Annotated in this window: 23 protein-coding genes and 1 other RNA gene; 15 read left to right on the top strand and 9 right to left on the bottom strand. The window is 40.7% G+C overall.

Features of this window, described 5'->3' with window-relative positions; genetic code table 11:
* Nucleotides 1–120 precede the first annotated feature (120 nt).
* The 9 genes from H6G44_RS13300 to H6G44_RS13260 all read left to right on the top strand — a co-directional run bounded on the left by H6G44_RS13300 (nucleotide 121) and on the right by H6G44_RS13260 (nucleotide 8,452).
* Complete coding sequence (locus tag H6G44_RS13300; protein ID WP_190386953.1) at nucleotides 121–606, top strand: ATP synthase subunit I; 486 nt, start codon at nucleotides 121–123, stop codon at nucleotides 604–606.
* Between the two features lie 66 nt (nucleotides 607–672).
* Nucleotides 673–1,428: a F0F1 ATP synthase subunit A gene (atpB, locus tag H6G44_RS13295; protein WP_190386952.1), complete on the top strand. Its 756-nt coding sequence runs from the start codon at nucleotides 673–675 to the stop codon at nucleotides 1,426–1,428.
* 165 nt (nucleotides 1,429–1,593) lie between these two features.
* On the top strand, nucleotides 1,594–1,839 hold the full coding sequence (atpE, locus tag H6G44_RS13290) for an ATP synthase F0 subunit C (RefSeq protein ID WP_013192016.1): 246 nt from the start codon (nucleotides 1,594–1,596) through the stop codon (nucleotides 1,837–1,839).
* Nucleotides 1,840–2,024: 185 nt separating this feature from the next.
* Nucleotides 2,025–2,456 (top strand): F0F1 ATP synthase subunit B', encoded by a 432-nt coding sequence (locus H6G44_RS13285; RefSeq protein ID WP_190386951.1) that lies wholly within the window; start codon nucleotides 2,025–2,027, stop codon nucleotides 2,454–2,456.
* 153 nt (nucleotides 2,457–2,609) lie between these two features.
* Nucleotides 2,610–3,176: a F0F1 ATP synthase subunit B gene (locus tag H6G44_RS13280; protein WP_190386950.1), complete on the top strand. Its 567-nt coding sequence runs from the start codon at nucleotides 2,610–2,612 to the stop codon at nucleotides 3,174–3,176.
* Complete coding sequence (gene atpH / locus H6G44_RS13275; protein WP_190386949.1) at nucleotides 3,173–3,727, top strand: ATP synthase F1 subunit delta; 555 nt, start codon at nucleotides 3,173–3,175, stop codon at nucleotides 3,725–3,727. The genes H6G44_RS13280 and atpH overlap by 4 nt, the downstream gene beginning before the upstream one ends.
* Nucleotides 3,728–3,820: 93 nt before the next feature.
* Nucleotides 3,821–5,341 carry a F0F1 ATP synthase subunit alpha gene (gene atpA, locus H6G44_RS13270; protein ID WP_190386948.1) on the top strand — a complete coding sequence of 507 codons (1,521 nt, stop codon included), beginning with the start codon at nucleotides 3,821–3,823 and terminating at the stop codon, nucleotides 5,339–5,341.
* 89 nt (nucleotides 5,342–5,430) lie between these two features.
* Entirely contained in the window at nucleotides 5,431–6,378 is a 948-nt protein-coding gene (locus H6G44_RS13265) for a F0F1 ATP synthase subunit gamma (protein ID WP_190386947.1), read from the top strand.
* A 712-nt stretch (nucleotides 6,379–7,090) separates the two neighbouring features.
* A complete protein-coding gene (locus H6G44_RS13260; protein WP_190386946.1) occupies nucleotides 7,091–8,452 on the top strand; it encodes an NAD(P)/FAD-dependent oxidoreductase in 1,362 nt (453 codons plus the stop codon).
* A gap of 129 nt (nucleotides 8,453–8,581) precedes the next feature.
* On the opposite strand, the gene H6G44_RS13255 is transcribed toward H6G44_RS13260, so the two are convergent.
* Nucleotides 8,582–9,238 carry a class I SAM-dependent methyltransferase gene (locus tag H6G44_RS13255; protein WP_190386945.1) on the bottom strand — a complete coding sequence of 219 codons (657 nt, stop codon included), beginning with the start codon at nucleotides 9,236–9,238 and terminating at the stop codon, nucleotides 8,582–8,584.
* 93 nt (nucleotides 9,239–9,331) lie between these two features.
* Between H6G44_RS13255 and hemH the strand changes: the two genes are divergently transcribed.
* Nucleotides 9,332–10,498, top strand: coding sequence for a ferrochelatase (gene hemH / locus H6G44_RS13250; RefSeq protein ID WP_190386944.1), 1,167 nt, complete (start codon nucleotides 9,332–9,334; stop codon nucleotides 10,496–10,498).
* A 26-nt stretch (nucleotides 10,499–10,524) separates the two neighbouring features.
* On the opposite strand, the gene H6G44_RS13245 is transcribed toward hemH, so the two are convergent.
* From H6G44_RS13245 to H6G44_RS13215, 7 genes are all read right to left on the bottom strand, one after another.
* Nucleotides 10,525–11,079 (bottom strand): DUF4126 domain-containing protein, encoded by a 555-nt coding sequence (locus H6G44_RS13245; protein WP_190386943.1) that lies wholly within the window; start codon nucleotides 11,077–11,079, stop codon nucleotides 10,525–10,527.
* Between the two features lie 145 nt (nucleotides 11,080–11,224).
* Nucleotides 11,225–12,520, bottom strand: a complete 1,296-nt coding sequence (purB, locus tag H6G44_RS13240; protein WP_190386968.1) for an adenylosuccinate lyase — start codon at nucleotides 12,518–12,520, stop codon at nucleotides 11,225–11,227.
* A 103-nt stretch (nucleotides 12,521–12,623) separates the two neighbouring features.
* Nucleotides 12,624–13,280, bottom strand: coding sequence for a hypothetical protein (locus H6G44_RS13235; protein ID WP_190386942.1), 657 nt, complete (start codon nucleotides 13,278–13,280; stop codon nucleotides 12,624–12,626).
* A gap of 95 nt (nucleotides 13,281–13,375) precedes the next feature.
* Nucleotides 13,376–13,570, bottom strand: coding sequence for an NAD(P)H dehydrogenase subunit NdhS (locus H6G44_RS13230; RefSeq protein ID WP_190386967.1), 195 nt, complete (start codon nucleotides 13,568–13,570; stop codon nucleotides 13,376–13,378).
* A gap of 119 nt (nucleotides 13,571–13,689) precedes the next feature.
* Nucleotides 13,690–15,003: a rod shape-determining protein RodA gene (gene rodA, locus H6G44_RS13225; protein ID WP_190386941.1), complete on the bottom strand. Its 1,314-nt coding sequence runs from the start codon at nucleotides 15,001–15,003 to the stop codon at nucleotides 13,690–13,692.
* Between the two features lie 96 nt (nucleotides 15,004–15,099).
* Nucleotides 15,100–16,170 carry an Mrp/NBP35 family ATP-binding protein gene (locus H6G44_RS13220; protein WP_190386940.1) on the bottom strand — a complete coding sequence of 357 codons (1,071 nt, stop codon included), beginning with the start codon at nucleotides 16,168–16,170 and terminating at the stop codon, nucleotides 15,100–15,102.
* 128 nt (nucleotides 16,171–16,298) lie between these two features.
* Nucleotides 16,299–16,829, bottom strand: a complete 531-nt coding sequence (locus tag H6G44_RS13215) for an SRPBCC family protein (RefSeq protein ID WP_190386939.1) — start codon at nucleotides 16,827–16,829, stop codon at nucleotides 16,299–16,301.
* Nucleotides 16,830–17,250: 421 nt separating this feature from the next.
* Here H6G44_RS13215 and hemF point away from each other — a divergent pair, with 421 nt between their 5' ends.
* The 3 genes from hemF (at nucleotide 17,251) to psb29 (ending at nucleotide 20,019) form a co-directional block, all read left to right on the top strand.
* Nucleotides 17,251–18,303, top strand: a complete 1,053-nt coding sequence (gene hemF, locus H6G44_RS13210; protein ID WP_190386938.1) for an oxygen-dependent coproporphyrinogen oxidase — start codon at nucleotides 17,251–17,253, stop codon at nucleotides 18,301–18,303.
* Between the two features lie 139 nt (nucleotides 18,304–18,442).
* Nucleotides 18,443–18,817 carry an STAS domain-containing protein gene (locus H6G44_RS13205; protein WP_190386937.1) on the top strand — a complete coding sequence of 125 codons (375 nt, stop codon included), beginning with the start codon at nucleotides 18,443–18,445 and terminating at the stop codon, nucleotides 18,815–18,817.
* Between the two features lie 530 nt (nucleotides 18,818–19,347).
* A complete protein-coding gene (gene psb29, locus H6G44_RS13200) occupies nucleotides 19,348–20,019 on the top strand; it encodes a photosystem II biogenesis protein Psp29 (RefSeq protein WP_190386936.1) in 672 nt (223 codons plus the stop codon).
* A gap of 312 nt (nucleotides 20,020–20,331) precedes the next feature.
* Here psb29 and ssrA read toward each other — a convergent pair.
* Nucleotides 20,332–20,723: a transfer-messenger RNA gene (gene ssrA / locus H6G44_RS13195) on the bottom strand.
* A 304-nt stretch (nucleotides 20,724–21,027) separates the two neighbouring features.
* On the opposite strand from ssrA, the gene ilvC reads away from it, so the two are divergent.
* Nucleotides 21,028–22,023, top strand: a complete 996-nt coding sequence (ilvC, locus tag H6G44_RS13190) for a ketol-acid reductoisomerase (protein ID WP_190386935.1) — start codon at nucleotides 21,028–21,030, stop codon at nucleotides 22,021–22,023.
* Between the two features lie 435 nt (nucleotides 22,024–22,458).
* Entirely contained in the window at nucleotides 22,459–23,031 is a 573-nt protein-coding gene (locus tag H6G44_RS13185) for a hypothetical protein (RefSeq protein WP_190386934.1), read from the top strand.
* Nucleotides 23,032–23,071: the final 40 nt, after the last annotated feature.

Raw genomic sequence — 23,071 nt, 5'->3', positions numbered from 1 at the left:
AATTAGTAACTAAATAATTATCTTACCACTGACAACAGACCACCAACAGCAGACAAAAATAAGTTAATTGTTTTTTTCTCAAGTAGTGTTACCGGATCGTGATATGATTCAATTGACTGAATGTGCAGTCATCTTATGTTAACTGTACTGGTTTCAAGTCTCGTGAGCTTGTCAGAAGAATCAATTGCACCGACTCAGACAACACAACAAGATAGGAAATCTGGTTTTGCGGAAACAGAACCAGTAAGCTCTTCCATGGAAGAGTTCTATCAACTCTACCAGAAGTTGTTAGTGATCACACTTGTGTTGACGGGGATTATTTTTATCTCTGTGTGGATTTTTTATTCCTTAAACATCGCCCTAAATTATTTTATTGGGGCTTGTACAGGTGTGGTTTACTTAAAAATGCTGGCTAACGATGTCGAGAGGCTGGGTGGCGAAAAACAAAGTCTGAGTAAAAATCGTTTTGCTCTGATCATGATACCGATCATATTGGCAAGTCAATGGCATCAGCTACATATTTTGCCCATATTTCTGGGATTTCTCACCTACAAAGCTACCCTCCTCATCTATATGGTGCAAACTGCATTCATTCCTGAACATTAAAATTCAGGCTCACTCCAGACAATTCGCCAATCCTCGATTTTTGGGGAAAAACCTTGAAGAACGCCCATGCTTAGTGTATTAAACGCTTTTAACGCTTTTCCCCTCGCCGAATTAGAAGTAGGTCATCACTTCTTATGGCAACTGGGTAGTCTCAAAATACATGGGCAAGTATTTCTCACCTCCTGGTTTGTGATTGCTATCCTAGTAATAGCATCACTAGCTGCCACCAGAAACGTCCAGAAAATTCCTCGTGGCATCCAAAATTTGATGGAATATGCCCTAGAATTTATTCGGGATCTAGCGAAAAACCAACTCGGAGAGAAAGAGTATCGCCCCTGGGTACCATTTATTGGTACGCTATTCTTGTTTATCTTCGTATCAAATTGGTCAGGAGCATTAATTCCCTGGAAGCTGATTAAATTGCCTTCTGGTGAACTAGCCGCCCCTACCAACGATATCAATACAACCGTCGCATTGGCATTGCTAACCTCCTTGGCGTATTTTTACGCTGGATTTAGCAAACGCGGTTTAGGCTACTTTAAGAAATATATAGAGCCAACACCAGTTCTATTGCCAATTGCCATTCTCGAAGATTTTACCAAGCCCCTCTCCCTAAGCTTCCGGTTATTTGGAAATATATTGGCGGATGAATTAGTAGTGGCGGTATTGGTACTGCTTGTGCCTCTCTTTGTGCCTTTACCAGTTATGGCTTTGGGTTTATTTACTAGTGCCATTCAAGCCCTAGTGTTTGCTACTCTAGCCGGAGCGTATATTCATGAAGCCCTAGAGGGACACGGCGAAGAAGGACATGAGGAGCATTAATGCCCTCAGTTGGTTGCTATGGCTTGCGCCACGTTGCACAGTTCAGATGAGTAAACTTACTCAAAATATCGCTCCGGCGATTTTAGAACCTAGTGTAGTGTAAAAATACGCATCTAGTTGTTACGTACATTTGTAATTTTTGTAGTTAAAACAAGGAAAATCGTCATGGATCCATTAGTACAAGCTGCCTCAGTTCTAGCTGCTGCTCTCGCTATCGGTTTAGCTGCAATTGGACCTGGTATTGGTCAAGGTAACGCAGCAGGTCAAGCAGTAGAAGGTATTGCACGTCAGCCCGAAGCAGAAGGCAAAATTCGCGGCACACTACTTTTAACCTTAGCCTTCATGGAATCCTTGACAATTTACGGTTTGGTAATTGCCTTGGTATTGCTATTCGCTAACCCTTTTGCCTAAGACCGCAAAAGTTTTGTTAGTGTAGAGACGTGAAAGATGTCACAGACAGCGAACATCTGGGCATCTACACGCCTCTAAGACTAGCAACTTATGGATCATTGGTGAGAATAGGATTCGTAAAATTATCAAAGGCTGGATCATCTTACTAGCCAAAAAAATTAGTATTCCAGCCAAAGAGGAGAAAAATGTTTGATTTCGATGCTACCTTGCCATTAATGGCATTGCAATTCCTGTTGCTGGCAGTCTTGTTGAACGCAATTTTCTATAAGCCTATGACTAAGGTATTGGATGATCGGGCTAATTATGTCCGTACCAATAACCTTGATGCTCGTGACCGCTTGGCTAAAGCTGAAAGCCTAACCAAAGAATACGAGCAACAACTAGCATCTGCCCGTAGGCAGTCCCAAGTGACTATAGAAACTGCCCAGAATGAAGCTAAGAAAATTACGGCACAAAAAATAGCCCAAGCTCAACAGGAAGCACAAGTTCAACGCGAACAAGCTGCTAAGGAAATAGAGCAGCAAAAGCAAGCAGCTATGGCTACCCTAGATGCCCAAGTTGATGCCCTCAGCAACCAGATTCTAGAAAAACTATTAGGATCTGCTTTGGCGAAATAGTGCAGACTATATCACCAAGTTGGTGCTACGAAAGCATCAACAGATGAGGGGATTTGCCCAAAAATGCGGCGAAAATTAAGTGTCCAAGGCACTTTTACTTTTTTTCCTATCGGGAAAATTCAACGAATTACCAAGCGAGCAGCGCACTTGTAGATGGCTAACATGGGCAATATTTTTTTACTTGCCGCAGAAGCTGTTAACTCTGAAATAGCAGAAGGCGCGGCAGAAGGCGGTTTCGGTCTAAACCTAGACATCTTGGAAACCAATCTAATTAACCTGTTAATTCTGATTGGCATACTATTCTACTTTGGACGCAAAGTTTTAACCAATATCTTGAATGAAAGACGCTCCAGTATTGAAAGCGTTATTCAAGATGCGGAGTCACGCTTGCAGGAGGCTCAAACTTCCTTGGCTAAAGCTCAGGGACAGTTGACCCAAGCGCAACAAGAAGCACAAAGAATTACTCAAGTAGCTGAACAAAATGCTCAAGCTGCTAAAGAGGCTATTTTAGCTAAAGCGAATCTGGATGTAGAACGGTTGAAAGAAACCGCAGCATCGGATTTGAATGCAGAACTAGATAAAGCCATCTCCCAACTTCGACAAAAGGTAGTTTTAAAAGCGCTGCAAAAAGTCGAAGGACAACTCAAGGATGGTATTAGCGCAGATGCTCAACAAATTTTAATTAATCGTAGCATCGCACAACTAGGAGGCGAGATATGAAAAGTGATGCAGCTACCGCTGAAATATCCCAGCCTTATGCCCAAGCATTGTTATCTATTGCTCAATCTCAAAACTTAACAGAAGCAGTTGGGGGAGACGCACGGACATTTATCAGCTTATTAACAGGGAGTAAAGAACTCACTGGCTTTTTAAGCAATCCCTTCGTAAAGCCAGAGAACAAGAAAAATGTTCTCCGACAATTACTTGGGGAAGGTGTAAGTCCCTGCTTACGTAACTTTTTGTTGCTGTTAGTTGACAGAAGAAGGATTGCTTTCTTAGAAGCGATTTTAGAGCAATACTTGGTGCTATTACGCCAGTTAAATCAAACTGTATTGGCGGAAATTACTTCTGCGGTTCCCCTCACAGAAACCCAACAGCAAGCAATTACAGAAAAGGTAATTACTCTGACCAAAGCTCGTCAAGTGGAATTAGCCACCAAAATAGACAGCGATTTAATTGGTGGTGTGATTATCAAAGTTGGTTCTCAAGTAATTGACGCTAGTTTGCGTGGTCAACTACGTCGTCTTTCTTTGCGTTTAAGCAGTAACTAAAAAGTTCTGATAAATGTCAGTAGTCAATAGTCAATAAAAAACCACTGACCACTGACAACTGACAACTGACAACTAACAATTGACAACTGAAAAATGAGTATTTCCATTAGACCTGACGAAATCAGCAGCATCATCCAACAACAAATCGAGCAATATGACCAAGAGGTTAAAGTTGCTAACGTTGGTACAGTGCTACAAGTTGGTGACGGTATTGCCCGGATTTATGGCTTGGAAAAGGCTATGGCTGGGGAACTTCTAGAATTTGAAGATGGCACAATTGGTATCGCCCAAAACTTAGAAGAAGATAATGTCGGTGCGGTACTGATGGGCGAAGGTCGGAGTATTCAAGAAGGTAGCTCTGTAACTGCTACTGGTAAAATTGCTCAAGTAGCCGTTGGTGACGCTCTCATCGGTCGGGTTGTAGATGCTTTGGGTCGTCCTATTGATGGTAAAGGCGATCCTAAGACTACTGAAACTCGGTTAATTGAATCCCCCGCACCCGGGATTATTGCTCGTCGGTCTGTACACGAACCGATGCAAACAGGGATTACCGCTATTGACTCCATGATTCCCGTCGGCCGTGGTCAACGGGAATTAATCATTGGAGATCGTCAAACTGGTAAAACAGCGATCGCTATTGACACTATCATTAACCAAAAAGGTGAAGATGTCGTTTGCGTTTACGTGGCTATCGGTCAAAAGGCTTCCACCGTTGCTAACGTAGTTCAAACCCTACAAGAAAAAGGCGCGATGGACTACACAGTAGTTGTCGCTGCTAATGCCAGTGACCCTGCTACATTGCAATTCCTCGCTCCCTACACAGGTGCTAGTATTGCTGAGTATTTCATGTACAAAGGCAAAGCGACCTTAATCATTTACGATGACCTTTCTAAGCAAGCACAGGCCTATCGTCAAATGTCCTTGCTGCTCCGTCGTCCACCCGGTCGGGAAGCCTATCCTGGAGATGTATTCTACATTCACTCCCGCTTGTTGGAACGTGCTGCTAAACTCAGCGATGAATTAGGTAAAGGTAGTATGACTGCTCTACCTATCATTGAAACCCAAGCTGGTGACGTATCTGCATACATTCCTACCAACGTAATTTCTATTACCGACGGTCAGATTTTCTTGTCTTCTGACTTGTTTAACTCTGGTATCCGTCCCGCTGTAAACCCCGGTATCTCTGTATCCCGTGTAGGTTCTGCAGCACAAACCAAGGCCATGAAGAAAGTTGCCGGTAAGATTAAACTAGAATTGGCGCAGTTTGACGACTTACAAGCTTTCGCTCAATTCGCTTCTGATTTAGACAAAGCCACTCAAGACCAGTTGGCCCGGGGTGTGCGTTTACGGGAACTCTTAAAACAGCCCCAAAATGACCCCCTCTCCGTAGCTGAACAAGTAGCAGTTCTTTACGCTGGTATTAACGGTTATTTAGATGACATTGCAGTTAATAAAGTAACTACCTTTGCTAAGGGTTTACGTGATTATCTGAAAAATGTTAACACTGCCTATTACCAAGGCGTACAAGGGACAAAAGTTCTCGGTGATGCAGAGGAAGTTGCTTTGAAAGCCGCTCTCACTGAGTTCAAAAAGACCTTTCAAGCAGCAGCGTAATTAGCCAGTGGTCAGCGGTCAGTGGTCAGTAGCAATGGACAACTGACAACTGACAACTGACAACTAACAACTGACAACTAACAAAAATTATGGCTAATCTCAAATCAATACGCGATCGCATTCAGTCGGTCAAAAACACGAAGAAAATCACAGAAGCCATGCGGCTTGTAGCAGCAGCGAGAGTCCGTCGCGCTCAAGAACAAGTAATTGCTACCCGTCCCTTTGCTGACCGCTTGGCGCAAGTATTATTTAGCTTGCAAACTAGACTGCGGTTTGAAGATGTCAACTTACCCCTACTGAAGAAACGCGAAGTTAAAACAGTAGGTTTGTTGGTAATTTCCGGCGACCGGGGCTTGTGTGGTGGTTACAACAGTAATGTTATCCGTCGTGCCGAAAATCGTGCCAAGGAACTTCAATCTGAAGGTGTAAACTATACTTATGTATTGGTTGGCCGCAAAGCTACACAATACTTTCAACGCCGGAATCAGCCTATTGATGCTACCTACAGCGGATTGGAACAAATTCCTACGGCCGCAGAAGCAACAAATATTGCTGATGAACTGCTATCTCTCTTCCTTGCAGAAAAGGTAGACCGGATTGAGCTAGTTTATACAAAATTCGTCTCCTTGGTTAGTTCTCGTCCCGTTATCCAAACCCTTCTACCTTTAGATACCCAAGGTTTAGAAGCAGCAGATGATGAAGTTTTCCGTTTAACTACCCGTGGTGGTCAATTCCAAGTAGAACGGGAAAAGGTAGCTAGTACAGTGACAGCTTTACCTAGTGACATGATTTTTGAACAAGATCCAGTACAAATACTGGATTCTTTGTTGCCATTATATCTGAGCAATCAGTTATTACGGGCTTTACAAGAATCAGCAGCTAGTGAATTAGCTGCACGCATGACAGCAATGAGTAACGCCAGCGAAAACGCCGGTGAGTTGATTAAAAGTCTATCTTTGTCTTACAACAAAGCTCGTCAAGCCGCAATTACCCAGGAACTTCTGGAAGTTGTCGGGGGTGCAGAAGCGTTGACTTAATTTGTGATTGGTGGTTGGTGAGTCAGCGCTGTCTTGGGGGTTTCCCCCATGAGCGACTGACGAACCCGAAGCGCGATTGGTAGAATTAACCATAGCCAATCATCAGCTATTAATGATTATTCATCAACAATAATATCAGGATTTTTTCCCTTGCATAAGGGTTATCTTGCCCTTTTAAAGGGTTAGTTCGATTATCAAAACTTTATAAAAGGTAAATAATTACCAATTACCAACTAATCAAAATTCATCTAAATTTTATTGACAAAATACCGTTTTAATGTATGAACCAAGAAATCTTAATTTATCGTTCGATTGATTTTTCAGGGTCATAGTAATGGAATAAAATATTGTCAATAAGTGGTCATTAACGCGAATATTTTGGTCATTATTGAGATTGAATAGCCCTTATTGATAAGATGCGTTTCCCCTGTTTCCTAACACGGGAGTGATTTTTATTCGGGGGAGATGGGACTATCTAAGGCTTGGAGGATGGGGAAATAAGAGAGAAACAGGTCGTCAGAGCGACTATCGACCAAAGCCAAGCGTATATGCAAGAAAAGGGGAAAATTATCTTCTTCTTTCTTGCTCCTGACCAATTCACTACTTTTATTTTTCTTTAAGAAGTTCAAAATAAACAGAAATAATTGTGACAATTTTGATACAAATTTGTTAAGAATGGTGACAACATCTGTTATGGAAGGAAATACCTGTTATGGTTAGTGTATCTGAAAAGAAACCAGTTCATCAAGTCGTCATTGTTGGCGGTGGTTTTGGTGGTCTATACGCTGCTAAGTCCCTGGACAAAGCCAATATACAAATCACCTTGATTGATAAACGTAATTTTCATCTTTTCCAACCACTTCTGTACCAAGTCGCTACAGGTGCATTATCCCCAGCGGATATTTCCTCTCCCTTGCGTTCCGTCCTCAGCAAGAGTAAGAATACCAAAGTGCTGTTAGGTGAAGTCAATGATATTGATACTAACGCCCAAAGGGTGATAGTTGGTGAAGAAACAGTCCCCTATGATACCTTAATAGTCGCCACAGGCGCGAAGCATTCCTATTTTGGTAAGGATAGCTGGGAGGAATTTGCACCGGGTTTAAAGACCGTGGAAGATGCAATTGAAATGCGTCGACGGATATTTTCAGCATTTGAAGCCGCTGAAAAGGAAAATGATCCGATAAAACGTCAAGCTTTGTTAACTTTTGTCATTGTCGGTGGAGGTCCTACTGGGGTAGAATTGGCGGGAGCGATCGCTGAATTAGCAACCAAAACCCTAAAAGAAGATTTCCGCAACATTGACACATCAGAAACAAAGGTTTTATTATTAGAAGGTTTAGATCGGATTCTTCCCCCCTTTGCACCGGAATTATCCCACACAGCAGCAGCATCTTTAACTGCTTTGGGTGTAGATGTGCAAACTAAAACCTTAGTAACACATATTGAAAATGATATTGTGACGATTAAGCAGGGTGACGAAGTTAAAGAAATTGCTGCAAAAACCGTATTATGGGCTGCGGGTGTAAAAGCCTCACCCATGGGGAAAGTTTTGACAGATAAGACCGGAGTTGAGAGCGATCGCGCTGGTCGTGTTATGGTAGAACCAGACCTAACTGTTAAAGGATATCCCAACATTTTCGTAGTTGGTGACTTGGCTAATTTTTCCCATCAAAATGATAAACCCTTACCGGGAGTTGCACCAGTCGCCATGCAAGAAGGTGAATATGTTGCTAAACTGATTCAGAAACGCCTCAAAGGTGAAACTCTACGCCATTTTAAGTATGTGGATAGAGGTAGTTTAGCAATGATTGGACAACACGCCGCAGTTGTTGATTTAGGATTTATCAAACTGAGAGGTTTCTTTGCGTGGTTTGTTTGGTTATTTATTCATATCTACTTCTTGATTGAATTTGATAATAAGTTAGTTGTGATGATTCAATGGTTATGGAGTTATTTTACCCGCAATCGTGGCGCAAGATTAATTACAGGCAAAGAAGCCATTGTCTCTATCCCCATTGAGAATAATCATGGTCAACATCCACCTATTCCCACTAAAAAACCCTTAAATGTTTAACTGAAAGTAGAGGCGGGTAAAACCGCCCTAAATTATCCTAAATCATGTTGTATCCAAAAAATAAGCACTATGATATTAGATTATTTCCAATAATCTGTTTAAACCAGCTTTAACTTTTCCCTAGATGATTTATTTCTCTGGAAAATTTGGGACATTCTCAATCATCTTCCTACCCTGAATTACCTGCAAACTCCCACCAGCGTATAAACTAGGTTTACCCACATCAAAACCATAATCTCCTAACAACCGAGGTAAATCCGTTTTCAATAATTCCCAGGCCGTCTCAGTTTCAAACAACCAGAAAAACAGCGTCAACCCCGGCCAAAATATCGGATTTGTTGGGGAATGAAAATCCACCACAGTAAAAACCCCACCTGGTTTTAATACTCGATAAACTTCAGCAATAATTTTTCGCAGTTGTTCCGGCTGCATTTCATGTAAAGCCGCGCTAGTATGTACCACATCAAATAAATTATCGGTAAAAGGCATATCCTCAGCAAAAGCTTTTATATACGTAGCATTTGGCACATTTTTCTGGCATCGCTGTATAGATAATGGGGAAGCGTCCAAACCGATAACATTTTCCGAAAAATCTACCAAAAATCTAGTTACTTGACCACTACCACAACATAAATCTAAAATCTGAGTATCTGATTGTAATTTTAAATTTTGTAAAGCCAATTGTCGAAACTTGGCCTCACCACCCACAATTACAGCCGCTAATCGGGATATGCCATTATATAACCATTGGTATCTGTAACTCAAGTCTCTAAAAATTGTTGCCATGACATTTTTCCTGCCGATAAAGCTTTATATTTAATAAAGATATATTGTTAACATTAGTAAAAAATCTGTAAAGATTGGGGGAAAGTAACTGCTATGGGTCGTATAGGGGTATTATTACTTAATCTCGGAGGTCCCGATAAACTCGAAGATGTCGGACCGTTTTTATATAATCTGTTTTCAGATCCGGAAATTATTCGTTTACCATTTCGTTGGATGCAAAAACCCCTAGCTTGGTTTATTGCTACACGCAGAGAAAAAACCTCTCAAGAAAATTATAAGCAAATTGGCGGCGGTTCTCCCCTGCGACGGATTACAGAAGAGCAGGGAGAAGCGATTAAATCCCAGTTGAGTGAATTAGGACAGGAAGCTAATATCTATGTGGGAATGCGTTATTGGCATCCTTATACAGAAGAAGCGATCGCCCAACTTACCCAGGATAACATTGATAAGTTAGTAATTCTGCCACTTTACCCCCAGTTTTCCATTAGTACCAGCGGTTCTAGTTTTCGGTTATTAGAACAACTGTGGAAGGAAAACCCCAAACTTCAAGATCTTGAATATACCGTTATCGCTTCTTGGTACAAAGAATCAGGTTATCTGCAAGCAATGGCAGAACTTATAATTGGAGAAATTGAGAAATTTCCTCATCCTGATCATGTACATATCTTTTTTAGTGCCCATGGTGTGCCTAAGAGTTATGTCGAGGAAGCAGGAGATCCCTACCAACAAGAAATTGAGGAATGCACAAACTTAATTATGCAAACCCTTAACCGTCCTAATCCCCACACTCTAGCCTATCAAAGTCGTGTCGGTCCTGTAGAATGGCTACAACCCTATACAGAAGATGCACTGAATGAACTGGGGGCAAAAGGTGTGAAATATCTGGTAGTTGTCCCCATTAGTTTTGTTTCTGAACATATCGAAACACTACAAGAAATTGACATTGAATATCGAGAAATAGCTGAACAAGCGGGAATACACAACTTTGGACGCGTCCCCGCGCCTAATACTAATCCTGTATTTATTAAAGCCCTATCAGACTTGATCATTGATGTTCTTCAACAACCTGATTTGAAACTGTCTCAAGTCACCCAAATGAAAAAAAGAGTGAAAATGTATCCTCAAGAACGTTGGGAATGGGGAATTACCACCAGTGCGGAAGTGTGGAATGGCCGGATAGCCATGCTAGGTTTCATCGGGTTGATGATTGAATTGCTTACTGGTAAAGGCTTATTGCACGCAATTGGACTTTTACATTAGTTTTGATAATGGGTAATGGGTAAGAATTATTTCCTCTGCCCTTCTCTGCCATATTTATACCAGTCATACCAGTATTTTCCGCTAATAATAGCCAACCATAGCAGGATTAAAGCGATTAATCCTCCTTTAATAGGATCATCAACAGCAGAGAGTACAAGTGTAACACAGAGGATATCTTGCATAAATGCTGCCCATATTGGCAAACCACGTAAACGATAAAACCAACCTACGGAAACTAGCTGAAATACCAAAGCCAATAAACCACCAATTAAGACAACTAACCAGATTGGTGTTTGCACCGATGAAGCGACAGACAATCCCATTAAAGCTCCTACTAAAGGAGACAAAAATAAATGAACTTGCTGGATGATTCTTTGGCCGATAAGTCTTTTAGACGCGAACAATTCAAATAAAGACAAACTAGTGAATAGTCCGATTAAAATATGGGGAGAAATACCTGATAATATTGGCATCTGTGACCAGAGTTGATCACCCTGGAGAATGCCAATAATTAGTAGAGGTATACCTATTCTCATACCAGCAGCAGCGCCAGCAGATAATATAGCTAGAACTTCAATCATAGGTATGTCCCCGATTTGATTAAATTAGCAAGGGTGCTTTATTTATACTGACAACTACTGATTATAGCTTCTAATGAAAATTAAGAGAACAGGGAATAGGGAACAGAGGAAAAATTATTACTAATTACCTATTCCCAATCCGGTTCTAAATACCTAGTCGTTGATAAACTTGTTCTAAATGCTGGAAATGATGTTGTGGATCAAAACAGGCTTCTATCTCTGTAGGTAACAAGTTTTGAGTGACGCGAGGATTTGTACTGATTAAATCACGAAAGTTGCCTTCTGGTTTGTTCCAAGCAGCGTGGGCACTTTCTTGGACTATGGAGTATGCTTCTTCTCGATTCAGTCCCTTATCAATTAAGGTGAGTAATACCCTTTGACTAAAGACTACCCCACCATAACAATTGAGATTCCGTGCCATATTTTCGGGATAAACCAACAGATTATTTACCAAGTTGGTGATTTCATGTAGCATAAAATGAGTTAAAATGCAAGCATCTGGTAAAATTACCCGTTCTACGGAACTGTGAGAAATATCCCGTTCGTGCCACAAAGCGACGTTTTCTAATGCTGCTCCTGCATGACTTCTCACCAACCGTGCCATACCCGTTAACCGTTCAGAACGGATGGGATTACGCTTATGAGGCATAGCGCTAGAGCCTTTTTGTCCTTTAGCAAAAAATTCTTCAACTTCTAAAACATCTGTTTTTTGCAAGTTGCGAATTTCCACAGCAAAACGTTCTATGGATGCAGCCAGTAGTGCTAATTGTTGCACAAAGTCAGCATGAAGATCACGGGAAATTACCTGAGTGGAAGCAGTATCGGGTTTAAGTCCGAGTTTCGCACAAGCGATCGCTTCTATGCGCGGTTCAACATTAGCATAAGTTCCCACCGCACCAGATATCTTACCAACAGCGATGGTTTTCTTGAGAACTTGCAGACGTTCCTGGTGTCGCAACACTTCCGCTAACCAACCAGCTAACTTAAAGCCAAAGGTAATAGGTTCAGCGTGAATACCATGAGATCGCCCAATCATCACCGTATTTCGATGGGTAGTGGCTTTTTTACGAATTGCCTCAATGACATCTTCTAGGCGTTTTAACAACAGATCCAGACTAGCAACTAATTGTAGCGATAAAGCAGTATCCAAAACATCAGAACTAGTTAAACCTAAGTGAATATAGCGTCCTGCATCACCTACATATTCATTAACATTTGTCAAAAAAGCAATCACATCATGACGAACTTCCGCCTCAATTTCTAACACCCGTTGGGGGTCAAAATTGGCCTTAGCCTTAATTTCCTCTACTGCTGCTGCTGGAATATAACCCAGTTCTGCCTGTGCTTCGCAAACTGCGATTTCTACATCTAGCCAGGTCTTCAGCTTATAAGCCTCACTCCACAAATCGCCCATTTCGGGTAGGGTATAACGCTCAATCACATTCACAGCATCTAATACAACTGTCATATTTTACATTGGAAATTGCCCACTTTTAATGGATATCTCTCCCAAGTAACAGTCATGTTTCCATAATTGTAAAAGATTAGGGGTGGATTTGACTTAAAATAAAACGTAGACGATCATAATCATCTTTGAGTAACATACTTAGATGTCTTCCAGCTTTAATTAACCATTCTCGATCGTTTTTACGCAACTGATATACTCCTCTAATAGCAGCAGCCGCTAAAGAATCTACAGGTGCACCAGTGATAAAAAGTAATGTTCGTAAAAAATCTAATGCTTCCGTAAATTGAATAATTGCCTCTGGTTCGCAGTGAAGAACAGCTTGATGAATTTGTGGCGGACGGGGCGGCAAGTATTGATATACTCTACTATTATTACCAATATTTATAGATTTTTCCTTAAATCCTACAATCGCTGCTCGAAATTCAGTTTTGAGCATGGAAAATATTTGGGGTTGTTCCTCTCGCAAAGCTTGTAAAGATAATCCCAGTGCTACTGCCCGATGTACAGAATCAATCGGCATAGTTGTGGCATGATAAACTACAGCATAAATTTGATTTCCTGATTCTTCATCTACGGCGCAAACCCAACTACCAAAAGGTGGCATTGGTGGAAAACTCAAGTCTTCTGGTTCTAAACACTGAGCCAAAAATTCCGTACTTGTGGTTTCAATTATCTCTGCAAAGTGATGAGAATTGCTATTAATGATAGCAAACTGTGGTAAAGGCAGACGCATAAGCAATTAAAAAGAAGTTCAGAATGCAGAATTTTTTGGGTATTAGTCAATAGTCTTAGAAAATAACTAATGACCACTGACTAATAACTAAATTACTATTTCCCTTTTTTTGGGATTGTAGTTTCAACCGGTTCTAATTCTGTTAAGCGGAAAGTAATTATTTTATCCCAATTACCGCCTTCAAATAATACAGCTACCTTACCATCACTAACCCGTTGTACAAGTCCTTCAGACCGATAATATGTATCTGCGGGATTTTTGACCCGAACAGTTGCTCCAGGTAGGATCATCATATTCACCTCGAATAGTTTCTTACTAATAGCTTAATGCTTATTAGGCAACAGGGAACAGGAAACAGGGGGTAGGGAATTTTATTTTTCCTTCTACCTTCTGCCTCCTGAACTCCTACTCAATAATACTTTTGACGTTGACGATAATTAGCTACAGATTCTACTATACCGATGGCAATAAAGTTAGTCAGCATGGCCGAACGTCCATAACTCATCCACGGTAGAGGGATTCCCGCCACTGGTGCTAAACCAACTGTCATACCAACATTAACAATCAGTTGAAACACAATCATAGACAAAACACCAACAGCTAAAAGTGAACCAAAATTATCTTTGGCTGTTTGAGCTACATGAAGCAAGCGCAAGCAAATCAAACAGAAGACAGATAGGAGAATTAAACAACCCACAAGACCAAACTCTTCAGCAACAGCCGAGAAAATAAAATCTGTATGTTGTTCAGGAACGAAATTTAGTTGAGTCATGGGACCTTTAAATAAACCCCAACCCCAAACTTCACCGGCACCAATAGCAATGCGAGATTGAATTAGGTGATAACCAGCACCTAGAGGATCATGTTCAGGGTTGATAAATACACTCAGTCGGTTTTTTTGATATTCCCTTAAAATATGATTCCAGGCAAAAATGCCTAGTTCACCACCGAGCATATTTAGACATAATGACATAATAGTGCTAATGCCAAACCGCTTCCAGGGAAGACTAAACCAGCCGACTATCCCCATCGCTACTGCCCATATTAAACCTAATATACTTAAAGATATTTCTTTGTATAAAACTATGGGTGTTGATAATGGCCAAGATATACTAAATAAGATGGCTGCTATAACTGGAGAAATCATGAGTATTAACCAACAGGGGTTAGCATTTGCCCAATACAACATTCCTAAGAATATTGACCCAAATACAAGTGATGTGGCCAAGTCCGGCTGTAAAAATACCAATGCCCAAGGGACAGCCGTAATTGCCAAGACACGGAAAACACTTTCAAGAGTAGAAGCAGTTTGTCTATGCAACAACGCAGCTAAGGTAATAATTAACCCTACTTTGGCAAACTCTGAGGGTTGAACATGAAAACCGGCAATACTAATCCAACGCTGTGCACCTTTAGCACTAGTACCGGCGAACATTACAGCTATTAAACTAAAGTTCGTTAGCCCGTAAATAAACCAATGCCAGTGCATAAGACTTTCATAGCGGCAACGGGCTAAAAATAAAGCGATAGTTGAACCTATAGCGGTTATTAACCAGTGCCACCACCAGTCAGTGACAGGTTGCTTGAGTTCTGTACTCAGAATCATCAGCCCCCCGAATATACTAACAGCAACAGGTAGAAAAAATAGTAGCCCGTCCATTTGTTGCCAAGGTTTAAGCCAAGATTGCCAACGAATTTTAGGGAACGAAGATTTTGATAACATTGTGTGAGGAGGGAGTTGGTCAGAGGAATAGGGGGCAGGGGCACAGGGACAGGAAGAATATTGATCTTTTTCTTGCCGCTTACCTCTTGCCTTTACTTATGTCAAAGCTGCAACTGATACTTTACCTGCTACAGTGAGAGCGATCGCTCTCAGTGCTTGGGCTGCGGCTGAGTTGGGTTCACCAATTACTATTGGCACACCGTTATCACCGCCAATTCGGGTAGAAATTTCTAATGGTACACATCCTAACAAAGGAACTCCTAATTCTGCAGCTGTTTTTGAACCACCACCAGAACCAAAAATGTCATATTGCTGATCCGGTTGATCCGGAGGGATAAAATAGCTCATATTTTCCACAATTCCCAAAACTGGGACATTTAACTGTTGGAACATCCGCAACCCCTTCCGGGAATCCAACAAAGCTACTGTTTGTGGTGTGGTGACAATTACTACCCCTGCCATTGGTACGGATTGGGCTAAAGTTAACTGAGCATCTCCAGTTCCCGGAGGCATATCCACAATTAAATAATCCAGTTCTCCCCATTCCACTTGATAGAGAAACTGACGAATTACACCATTGAGCATGGGACCACGCCAAATTACTGGCTGATCTTGGTCAATTAAAAAACCCATGGAAACCAGTTTTACACCATGATTAAATGCTGGTTCGAGAATATCCCCTGCGGCTGTAGACCGGACATTAATTTCAGCATTACTTAAACCCAACATTGTCGGATCATTGGGTCCGTAAATATCTGCATCTAATAAACCGACCTTCGCCCCAGTTTGTGCTAAAGCTACAGCAATATTAACAGCTACTGTGCTTTTACCAACACCACCTTTACCGCTAGAAACAGCAATAATATTTTTCACTCCAGGTACGCCCTGCCGATCTGGTAAGCTTTTTTGCTGGGGTGTTTCTGCTGTTACTTCTATAATTACATCTGTGACACCGGGAAGCTTTTTAACAGCTTTTTGACAATCTTCAACTATAAATTCCCGTAATGGACAAGCAGGAGTGGTTAACACCAAAGTGAAACTAACTTTGCCACCGTCAATTTTGACGTTGCGAATCATATTTAGTTCTACCAGACTTTTGCGAAGTTCTGGATCTTCTACTGGTCGCAACACTTTTAGGACTGAGTGGGAATCTAGAACATCATACATAGTGTGTTTACCGTTACCGCTTCTATAAAGCTTAAAAAATTTTCATTGACAGATACTAAAATCTTAACTTTAATGGGGCAGTTGTCAGTTGTCAGTTGTCAAGAATTTCCACCTCATATCTGAATCCTCTAAAAATCAAAGCAACTACCATTGAGAGATTTTTTTGGCGGTAATCGTCGATTTTCTACCGATTCTATCAGCGCACGGGCTACCCGATCTACATAAGGACGAGATAACAACCAAATTACCGGTGATAACCAACCACGTAAGGTCACCGAATAAGACAAATAAGACCCACAGACCGTTGATTCTACTTGATATGTGACTCTTTCTTCAATGCCAGGAATAGCTAAGACACGGATACTTAACACCTGTTTAGGATTGACCCGTTCAACAAAAATTTGGATGGGAATTGGCCAAAACCTTGGCATTGCTTGGAAAATCAACCCGGGTTTGGGGACTAATCCTAATGGAACATTGGTACTCTTGAGGAGGGGATGCCAAGAAATATCTGTTAAATCAACTACTTTCTGCCACAGTTCATCTACGGAAGCAGAACTGATCTCTCGATAAGTACGTACTAAGGACGCACAAAACCGCCGACGTTGGCGATGAATTAATTTAGATAACCAACTTGGGACTGTTTTGATCTGTTCCATGGAATTTTGACAATGCTTAACATTGCTTTATATTTTGTCTAGGTATTTGTGATCTTGAAAAGAATTGTACTCAAACTCTTCCTCCTGGGAAAAACTATGTAAAAAATCTGTAATCAGAATAATAAGATTATTTATATGCAATTCTATAGAATGGTAGAATTATTTCTATGAGTGTGAAAACTGGTCTTCAGATATAATAGTGTAGATTGGAGTTAGTTCCGTGCCAGCGGCTTTATGTTGAAACTTGGTCATAGTCGCCTTATGGCATTGGGAGACTTTAAACGGACATGGAGGGACGATAAGACCACTTGTGGCGTGTTCTATGTGAAGTGTCAAGAATCACCTCACCTTCAGGTCGGTGAGTATGTCAAAAGAAAAATTTGTAATTGTTTAGGAATTGTAATTTTAGGTTCGGGAATCTATGTTAACCAACGCGCAAACCCCCACTATCATCAAAGATTCATCTGATTTTCTCCCTGGTGTTAATGCTCAAGCTAGAGTTAGTCAGTTTATGCAGAACTTGCAAGACGAAATTACCCAAGGTTTAGAGAAGTTAGATGGGGCGGGAAAGTTCCGAGAAGATAGTTGGCAGCGTCCAGAAGGTGGGGGCGGGCGATCGCGTATACTGTGCAATGGCGCAATTTTTGAACAGGCCGGTGTGAATTTTTCTGAAGTCTGGGGTTCTCATTTACCCCCTTCTATTTTAGCCCAGCGTCCAGAAGCTACAGGACATGGATTTTATGCAACTGGTACTTCTTTGGTATTACACCCACGCAATCCCTATGTACCTACAGTTCATTTAAATTATCGCTATTTTGAGGCAGGTCCGGTTTGGTGGTTTGGAGGTGGTGCGGATTTAACACCTTATTATCCCTTTGCTGAAGATGCAGTACATTTTCATCACACTTTTAAACAAGCTTGTGATCAACACCATCCCGAATATTATCCTGTGTTTAAACGGTGGTGTGATGAATATTTTTATCTGAAACATCGGGGTGAAACCCGAGGAATCGGTGGTTTATTTTTAGATTACCAAGATGGTCAAGGTTCTATCTATCGCGGTCCAGAACCCCATGGAGAAGCAGCTAGTTATAGCAATCAGGTGGGCCAGTTACCATCACGAACTTGGGAAGATATATTTGCTTTGATTCAAGACTGTGCTGGGGCGTTTTTGTCTGCTTATGTGCCAATTGTAGAGCGTAGACATGGGCTTGAGTACGGCGATCGCCAACGCAATTTCCAATTATACCGTCGTGGTAGATATGTAGAATTTAACTTGGTTTATGACCGAGGTACAATCTTTGGACTGCAAACCAATGGACGCACAGAATCAATTCTCATGTCTCTACCACCGTTAGTTCGTTGGGAATATGGTTACCAACCAGAACCTAATTCTCCTGAAGCTGAGTTGTATGAGACTTTCCTAAAACCTCAAGATTGGATAAACTGGAAACTAACTCAGGCATCATCCTAAATCCTATTACTAGGATAACAAACTTTTATAACCTGGTTAAAGCAAATTTTACCTAGAAATAAGGATTGGTCAAACCGACCGAAAACAAGTCTTGGTGAGAGTGTTGATTAGCAAATATTAGCAAAAAAGTATCAGTGTAATGGTTAATATAGATCAAAAAACCTATACAACTGAAGACGGTAATACCATCATGGTATTGACACCCACCAGTCGTTTGGACATTACCACTACTTGGCAACTTTGTCTCAAATTAAAGGAGTGTATTTCTGAATACATTCCTCATATTATTGTCAATTTAGGGCAAGTCAATTTTATTGATAGTTTTGGTCTGACTTGCTTAGTAGCTGGTATGCGTGATACTAGCAAGGTTAGGGGCAGTTTTCGCATTTGTAATATTCATCCAGAAGCCAAGCTCATGTTTGAAAAAACAATGATGGATAATGTATTTGAAGTCTTTGAGACCGAAGACGAAGCTGTAAATGATGTACCGCGAAGTATAGCTTCTGAGCGTTAAAAATTGTCCTTATAGCACTAGACAAAAGGCAAGAGGCAACTTTACGTTTCTTTACAAAGTTCGGTTTTATTGTACTAACCCTCTGGGATGTGATTAGTTGATAAAAATACCTGGTAAGTGGTAAACGAACGGCATGGATTTTTTGTGTTAAAATCAGGTTGTGATTAAGAAAAACTATCGGCGTGTTGAAGCATCCTAATATGGGAGAAATCCCTGCAACTTAGTACACCCATTGAAAGGTAACACAAAAAGAGCTAATAATAGCAGGATGTTGAGCGTACCATGACTTGGCTTGGTGATGGACTCTGAAAGCATTAAAAACAAAAAAGTAACTAGAAATCTAAGCTTGACTTAGAGTGACCTGGTAGACGGCATTTGACAGTCGTAGCGAGAAAAAGAATGGCGAAACATCCACTTTCGGTGATCAGATATTACCCTAAGTTTAATTCTATCCGCAAAATCTCAGCGGATTTAGTCGCTGAGAGTGTCAAACTAGAGAATAGGAATAGGTCTTTACTAAAATTTTCTTTGTGAATAACGTCCGTACAGTATCTGATACAAAAAGAACCTTTTACACCCTTCATACCAGGCCAATTAATACTATTTACCGCCGGGTAGTGGAAGAGTTGATGGTAGAAATGCATCTGCTATCAGTCAATGTTGATTTTAGCTATGATGCGATTTATGCCCTGGGCGTTGTCACAACTTTTGACCGCTTCATGGAAGGCTACCAACCAGAACAGGACAAAGAGTCAATTTTCCGAGCTATCTGTCAAGCTGTGGAACAAGACCCCCACCGCTACCGACAAGATGCCTCCAGATTGCAAACTTTGGCTGTTAGTTTACCGGTGAAGGATTTGATTCTCAGCCTGAGCCAAGTAACTTCCTTAGATCAGGATGGGGATTTGCAACAGCAACTACAGGCGGTTGTGGCCAATTCCCACTTTAAATATAGTCGCTTATTTGGGGTTGGTTTGTTTGCATTGTTGGTGTTGTCAGATCCTGAACTGATTAAAGATGATCAGCAAAAGGGTGAAGCACTTAAAGCGATCGCTAAGGGGTTACATATCTCTGAAGAGAAACTGATCAAAGATCTAGAACTATACAGTTCTAATCTAGAAAAAATGGCGCAAGCGCTGATAGTCATGGCGGATATTTTGACAGCAGATCGCAAAAAACGGGATGCTTTAAAGCAAGCCTAACTATAAATACATCCCGCACCAATAAATTATTTGGGAACGGGATGTTCATTATAGAGACATTCCATGACCGAAAAGACGGGACACAAGCCCCGTCCTTCTAGGACAGCTTTATGTTAAAATTTGGTCATAGTCGCCTTATGGCATTGGGAGACTTTAAACGGACATGGAGGGACGATAAGACCACTTGTGGCGTGTTTCATTGAAGTGTCAAGAATCACCACACCTTCAGGTCGGTGAGTATGTCAAAGGCCTCTACAATAACAAAAAACCCGCGGACACATTCAAGTGTTTAGCGGGTTAAATAACTATTGAAAATGGAGCTTATGGGAGTCGAACCCATGTCCAAACTGGGTATTAACCCTCCACTCGTTCACAGGTTTAGCCTTTCTGACCCTCAAGGCGGGAATCGTTCATTATCCCGAACGTAGGATGCTCTGATTTAATCTTAGCCTCCAAGCCAACCAGAGAACGCTTGTTGGAGCATCCGTTGGGGGTTAGGTCTTTAATCCTTAACGGAGTCAAATTAAAGACGCTCGAACCTGAAAGAGGTTTCTTAGGCTGCTACTAGAGCTTCCCGACGAGCAAATTTTACGATATTGTTCGCATTTACTTTTTTTTCGAGTCTTTGATTTGCGAGAGATGACTCGCTCTCGACCTGAATCACAGAGTAGCTTTCGCCAACCTGTCGAAACCGTTAAAGCCCCATGCAGTTCACATTTTCATTATAGGCGATAATTTTGAATTTTGCAATTTGAATAAATAACTATTTTATTTTGGGATTAAATTAAGAGTAGAGATAGATATTTTATATGTATAGGGATGCGTTAGGCACGCTCCACGAAGGCCATAATTAGTTTTGATGCAACGGTCAGAAATTATCCATTTATCAGGGTTTAGTTAGCACGGTTGTGAGAGTTTGCTGATTGGTCAACTGACAACTGAACAGTTTGCGATACAATAAAAATTCTGCCAATTTGACAACAACTATTACGAACAGGAGATGCTTCTATGGCGCGTATGTATTATGATGAAGATGCTAATTTAGATCTTTTAGCAGGTAAGACCGTTGCTATTATTGGTTATGGTTCTCAAGGTCATGCTCACGCGCTGAATCTAAAAGATAGCGGTGTTAATGTGATTGTGGGATTATACCCCGGTAGTAAGTCTACAGCAAAGGCGGAATCTGCTGGGTTGACTGTCAAAAATGTGGCTGATGCTGCTAAAGCTGCTGATTTCATCATGATTTTATTACCTGATGAGGTTCAAAAAACTATTTATAAAACCGAAATTGAGCCAAATTTAGAAGCTGGAAACGTTTTAGCTTTTGCACATGGTTTTAATATCCATTTTGGACAAGTTGTACCCCCGACTAATATTGATGTGGTGATGGTTGCACCTAAAGGACCAGGACATTTAGTCCGTCGTACTTATGAACAAGGACAAGGTGTACCTGCGTTATTTGCAGTTTATCAAGATGCCACTGGTCACGCACGCGATCGCGCTATGGCTTATGCTAGAGGTATTGGTGGTACACGCGCCGGTGTTTTAGAAACTACTTTCCGCGAAGAGACTGAAACGGATTTATTTGGGGAACAAGCGGTATTATGTGGGGGTTTGAGTGCTTTAATTAAAGCTGGGTTTGAAACTCTGGTAGAAGCGGGATATCAACCAGAATTAGCTTATTTTGAATGTTTGCACGAAGTCAAGTTAATTGTTGATTTGGTGGTAGAAGGTGGTTTAGCAACAATGCGTGATAGTATTTCTAATACTGCCGAATATGGTGATTATACTCGTGGTCCTCGCGTTGTCACTGCTGACACTAAAGCGGAAATGAAGAAAATCCTCAGCGAAATTCAATCTGGACAATTTGCGCGGGAGTTTGTGTTGGAAAACCAAGCGGGTAAACCTGGTTTTACTGCTATGCGTCGTCAAGAAGCGGAACATCCTATTGAGGCGGTTGGTAAAGATTTACGTGCCATGTTTAGTTGGTTGAAGAAAGCTTAATTTTGGTTAGTTGGTAATTGGTAATTATTTACCTTTTACCAAACTATTTTTCACGCAGAAAATATTTAGCACAATACAGAACATTGCTGTGATGAGAGGTTTTAAGGAAGATAATTATAGAGATAAGACTGATACTACAAGCGTTTAAAAGAGAATTATATTAAAGATATTAAACCAATTTTGGAATTAAGACTAATACAAAATCGGATTTTTCTAGCAAGATTATTGACAATGGAATTAATAAGTGTGAGAATTAATCTATGTACTTTTCTGTGTAACAAGATTGAAAGGGTTAAAGGGTATTGGTTTTAAGGTGTTTTATCTCTTCTGTTCCCTAGGGAGGTAGAAGTTTTAATTACAAAAGCTTACAGCTAATGTATTACCAATACTTATATAAAAGTTACACTAATGTGTTGAAATAAAGGACTAAATACAATGACACTACAAATCAAGTCTATCAATAGTTTGGAAGTTAAAGAGTTGATGTTAGCTATTTTACTATCAACTTTAATACATGAAAGTGTTCAAGCACAATCCGTATTTAGTATCACAAGACCAAGTATTCAAACTCCATCAGTAAGTATCACAAGACCAAGTATTCAAACTCCATCAGTAAGTATCACAAGACCAAGTATTCAAACTCCATCAGTAAGTATCACAAGACCAAGTATTCAAACTCCATCAGTAACTATCACAGAACCAAGTATTCAAACTCCATCAGCATTTCAGCTACCAACTCAGTTTATCGTTAAGAGTGCAGATGGTATAATCCCTAGCTATGTTTCTGCGAGCAAAAAAAATAACGATCTAAGTATAACTGAGACGGGTACAGGAGATAAAACTATTCCTATTACGCCTCTGCCTCCAAATACACCAGGAACTTTGTCTACTATTAATGTAGTGATACCTTTTGAAAAGCAGATTGATGATAAAAGTGTCGAATTTACGGTTGACATCGTTGATTCTAGAATAAATAGTGTTAATTTTTTAGTACCAGCTTTAGATTAATTTGGGAATTGGATAAATAAAGTCTCTCTCCTTGTAGGAG

This window comes from Aphanizomenon flos-aquae FACHB-1287 (assembly GCF_014698755.1).
In the GTDB taxonomy this organism is placed as follows: domain Bacteria; phylum Cyanobacteriota; class Cyanobacteriia; order Cyanobacteriales; family Nostocaceae; genus Dolichospermum; species Dolichospermum flosaquae.
Note: the sequence above shows the minus strand (reverse complement) of the source record. Positions and strands in the feature narration are given on the sequence as shown.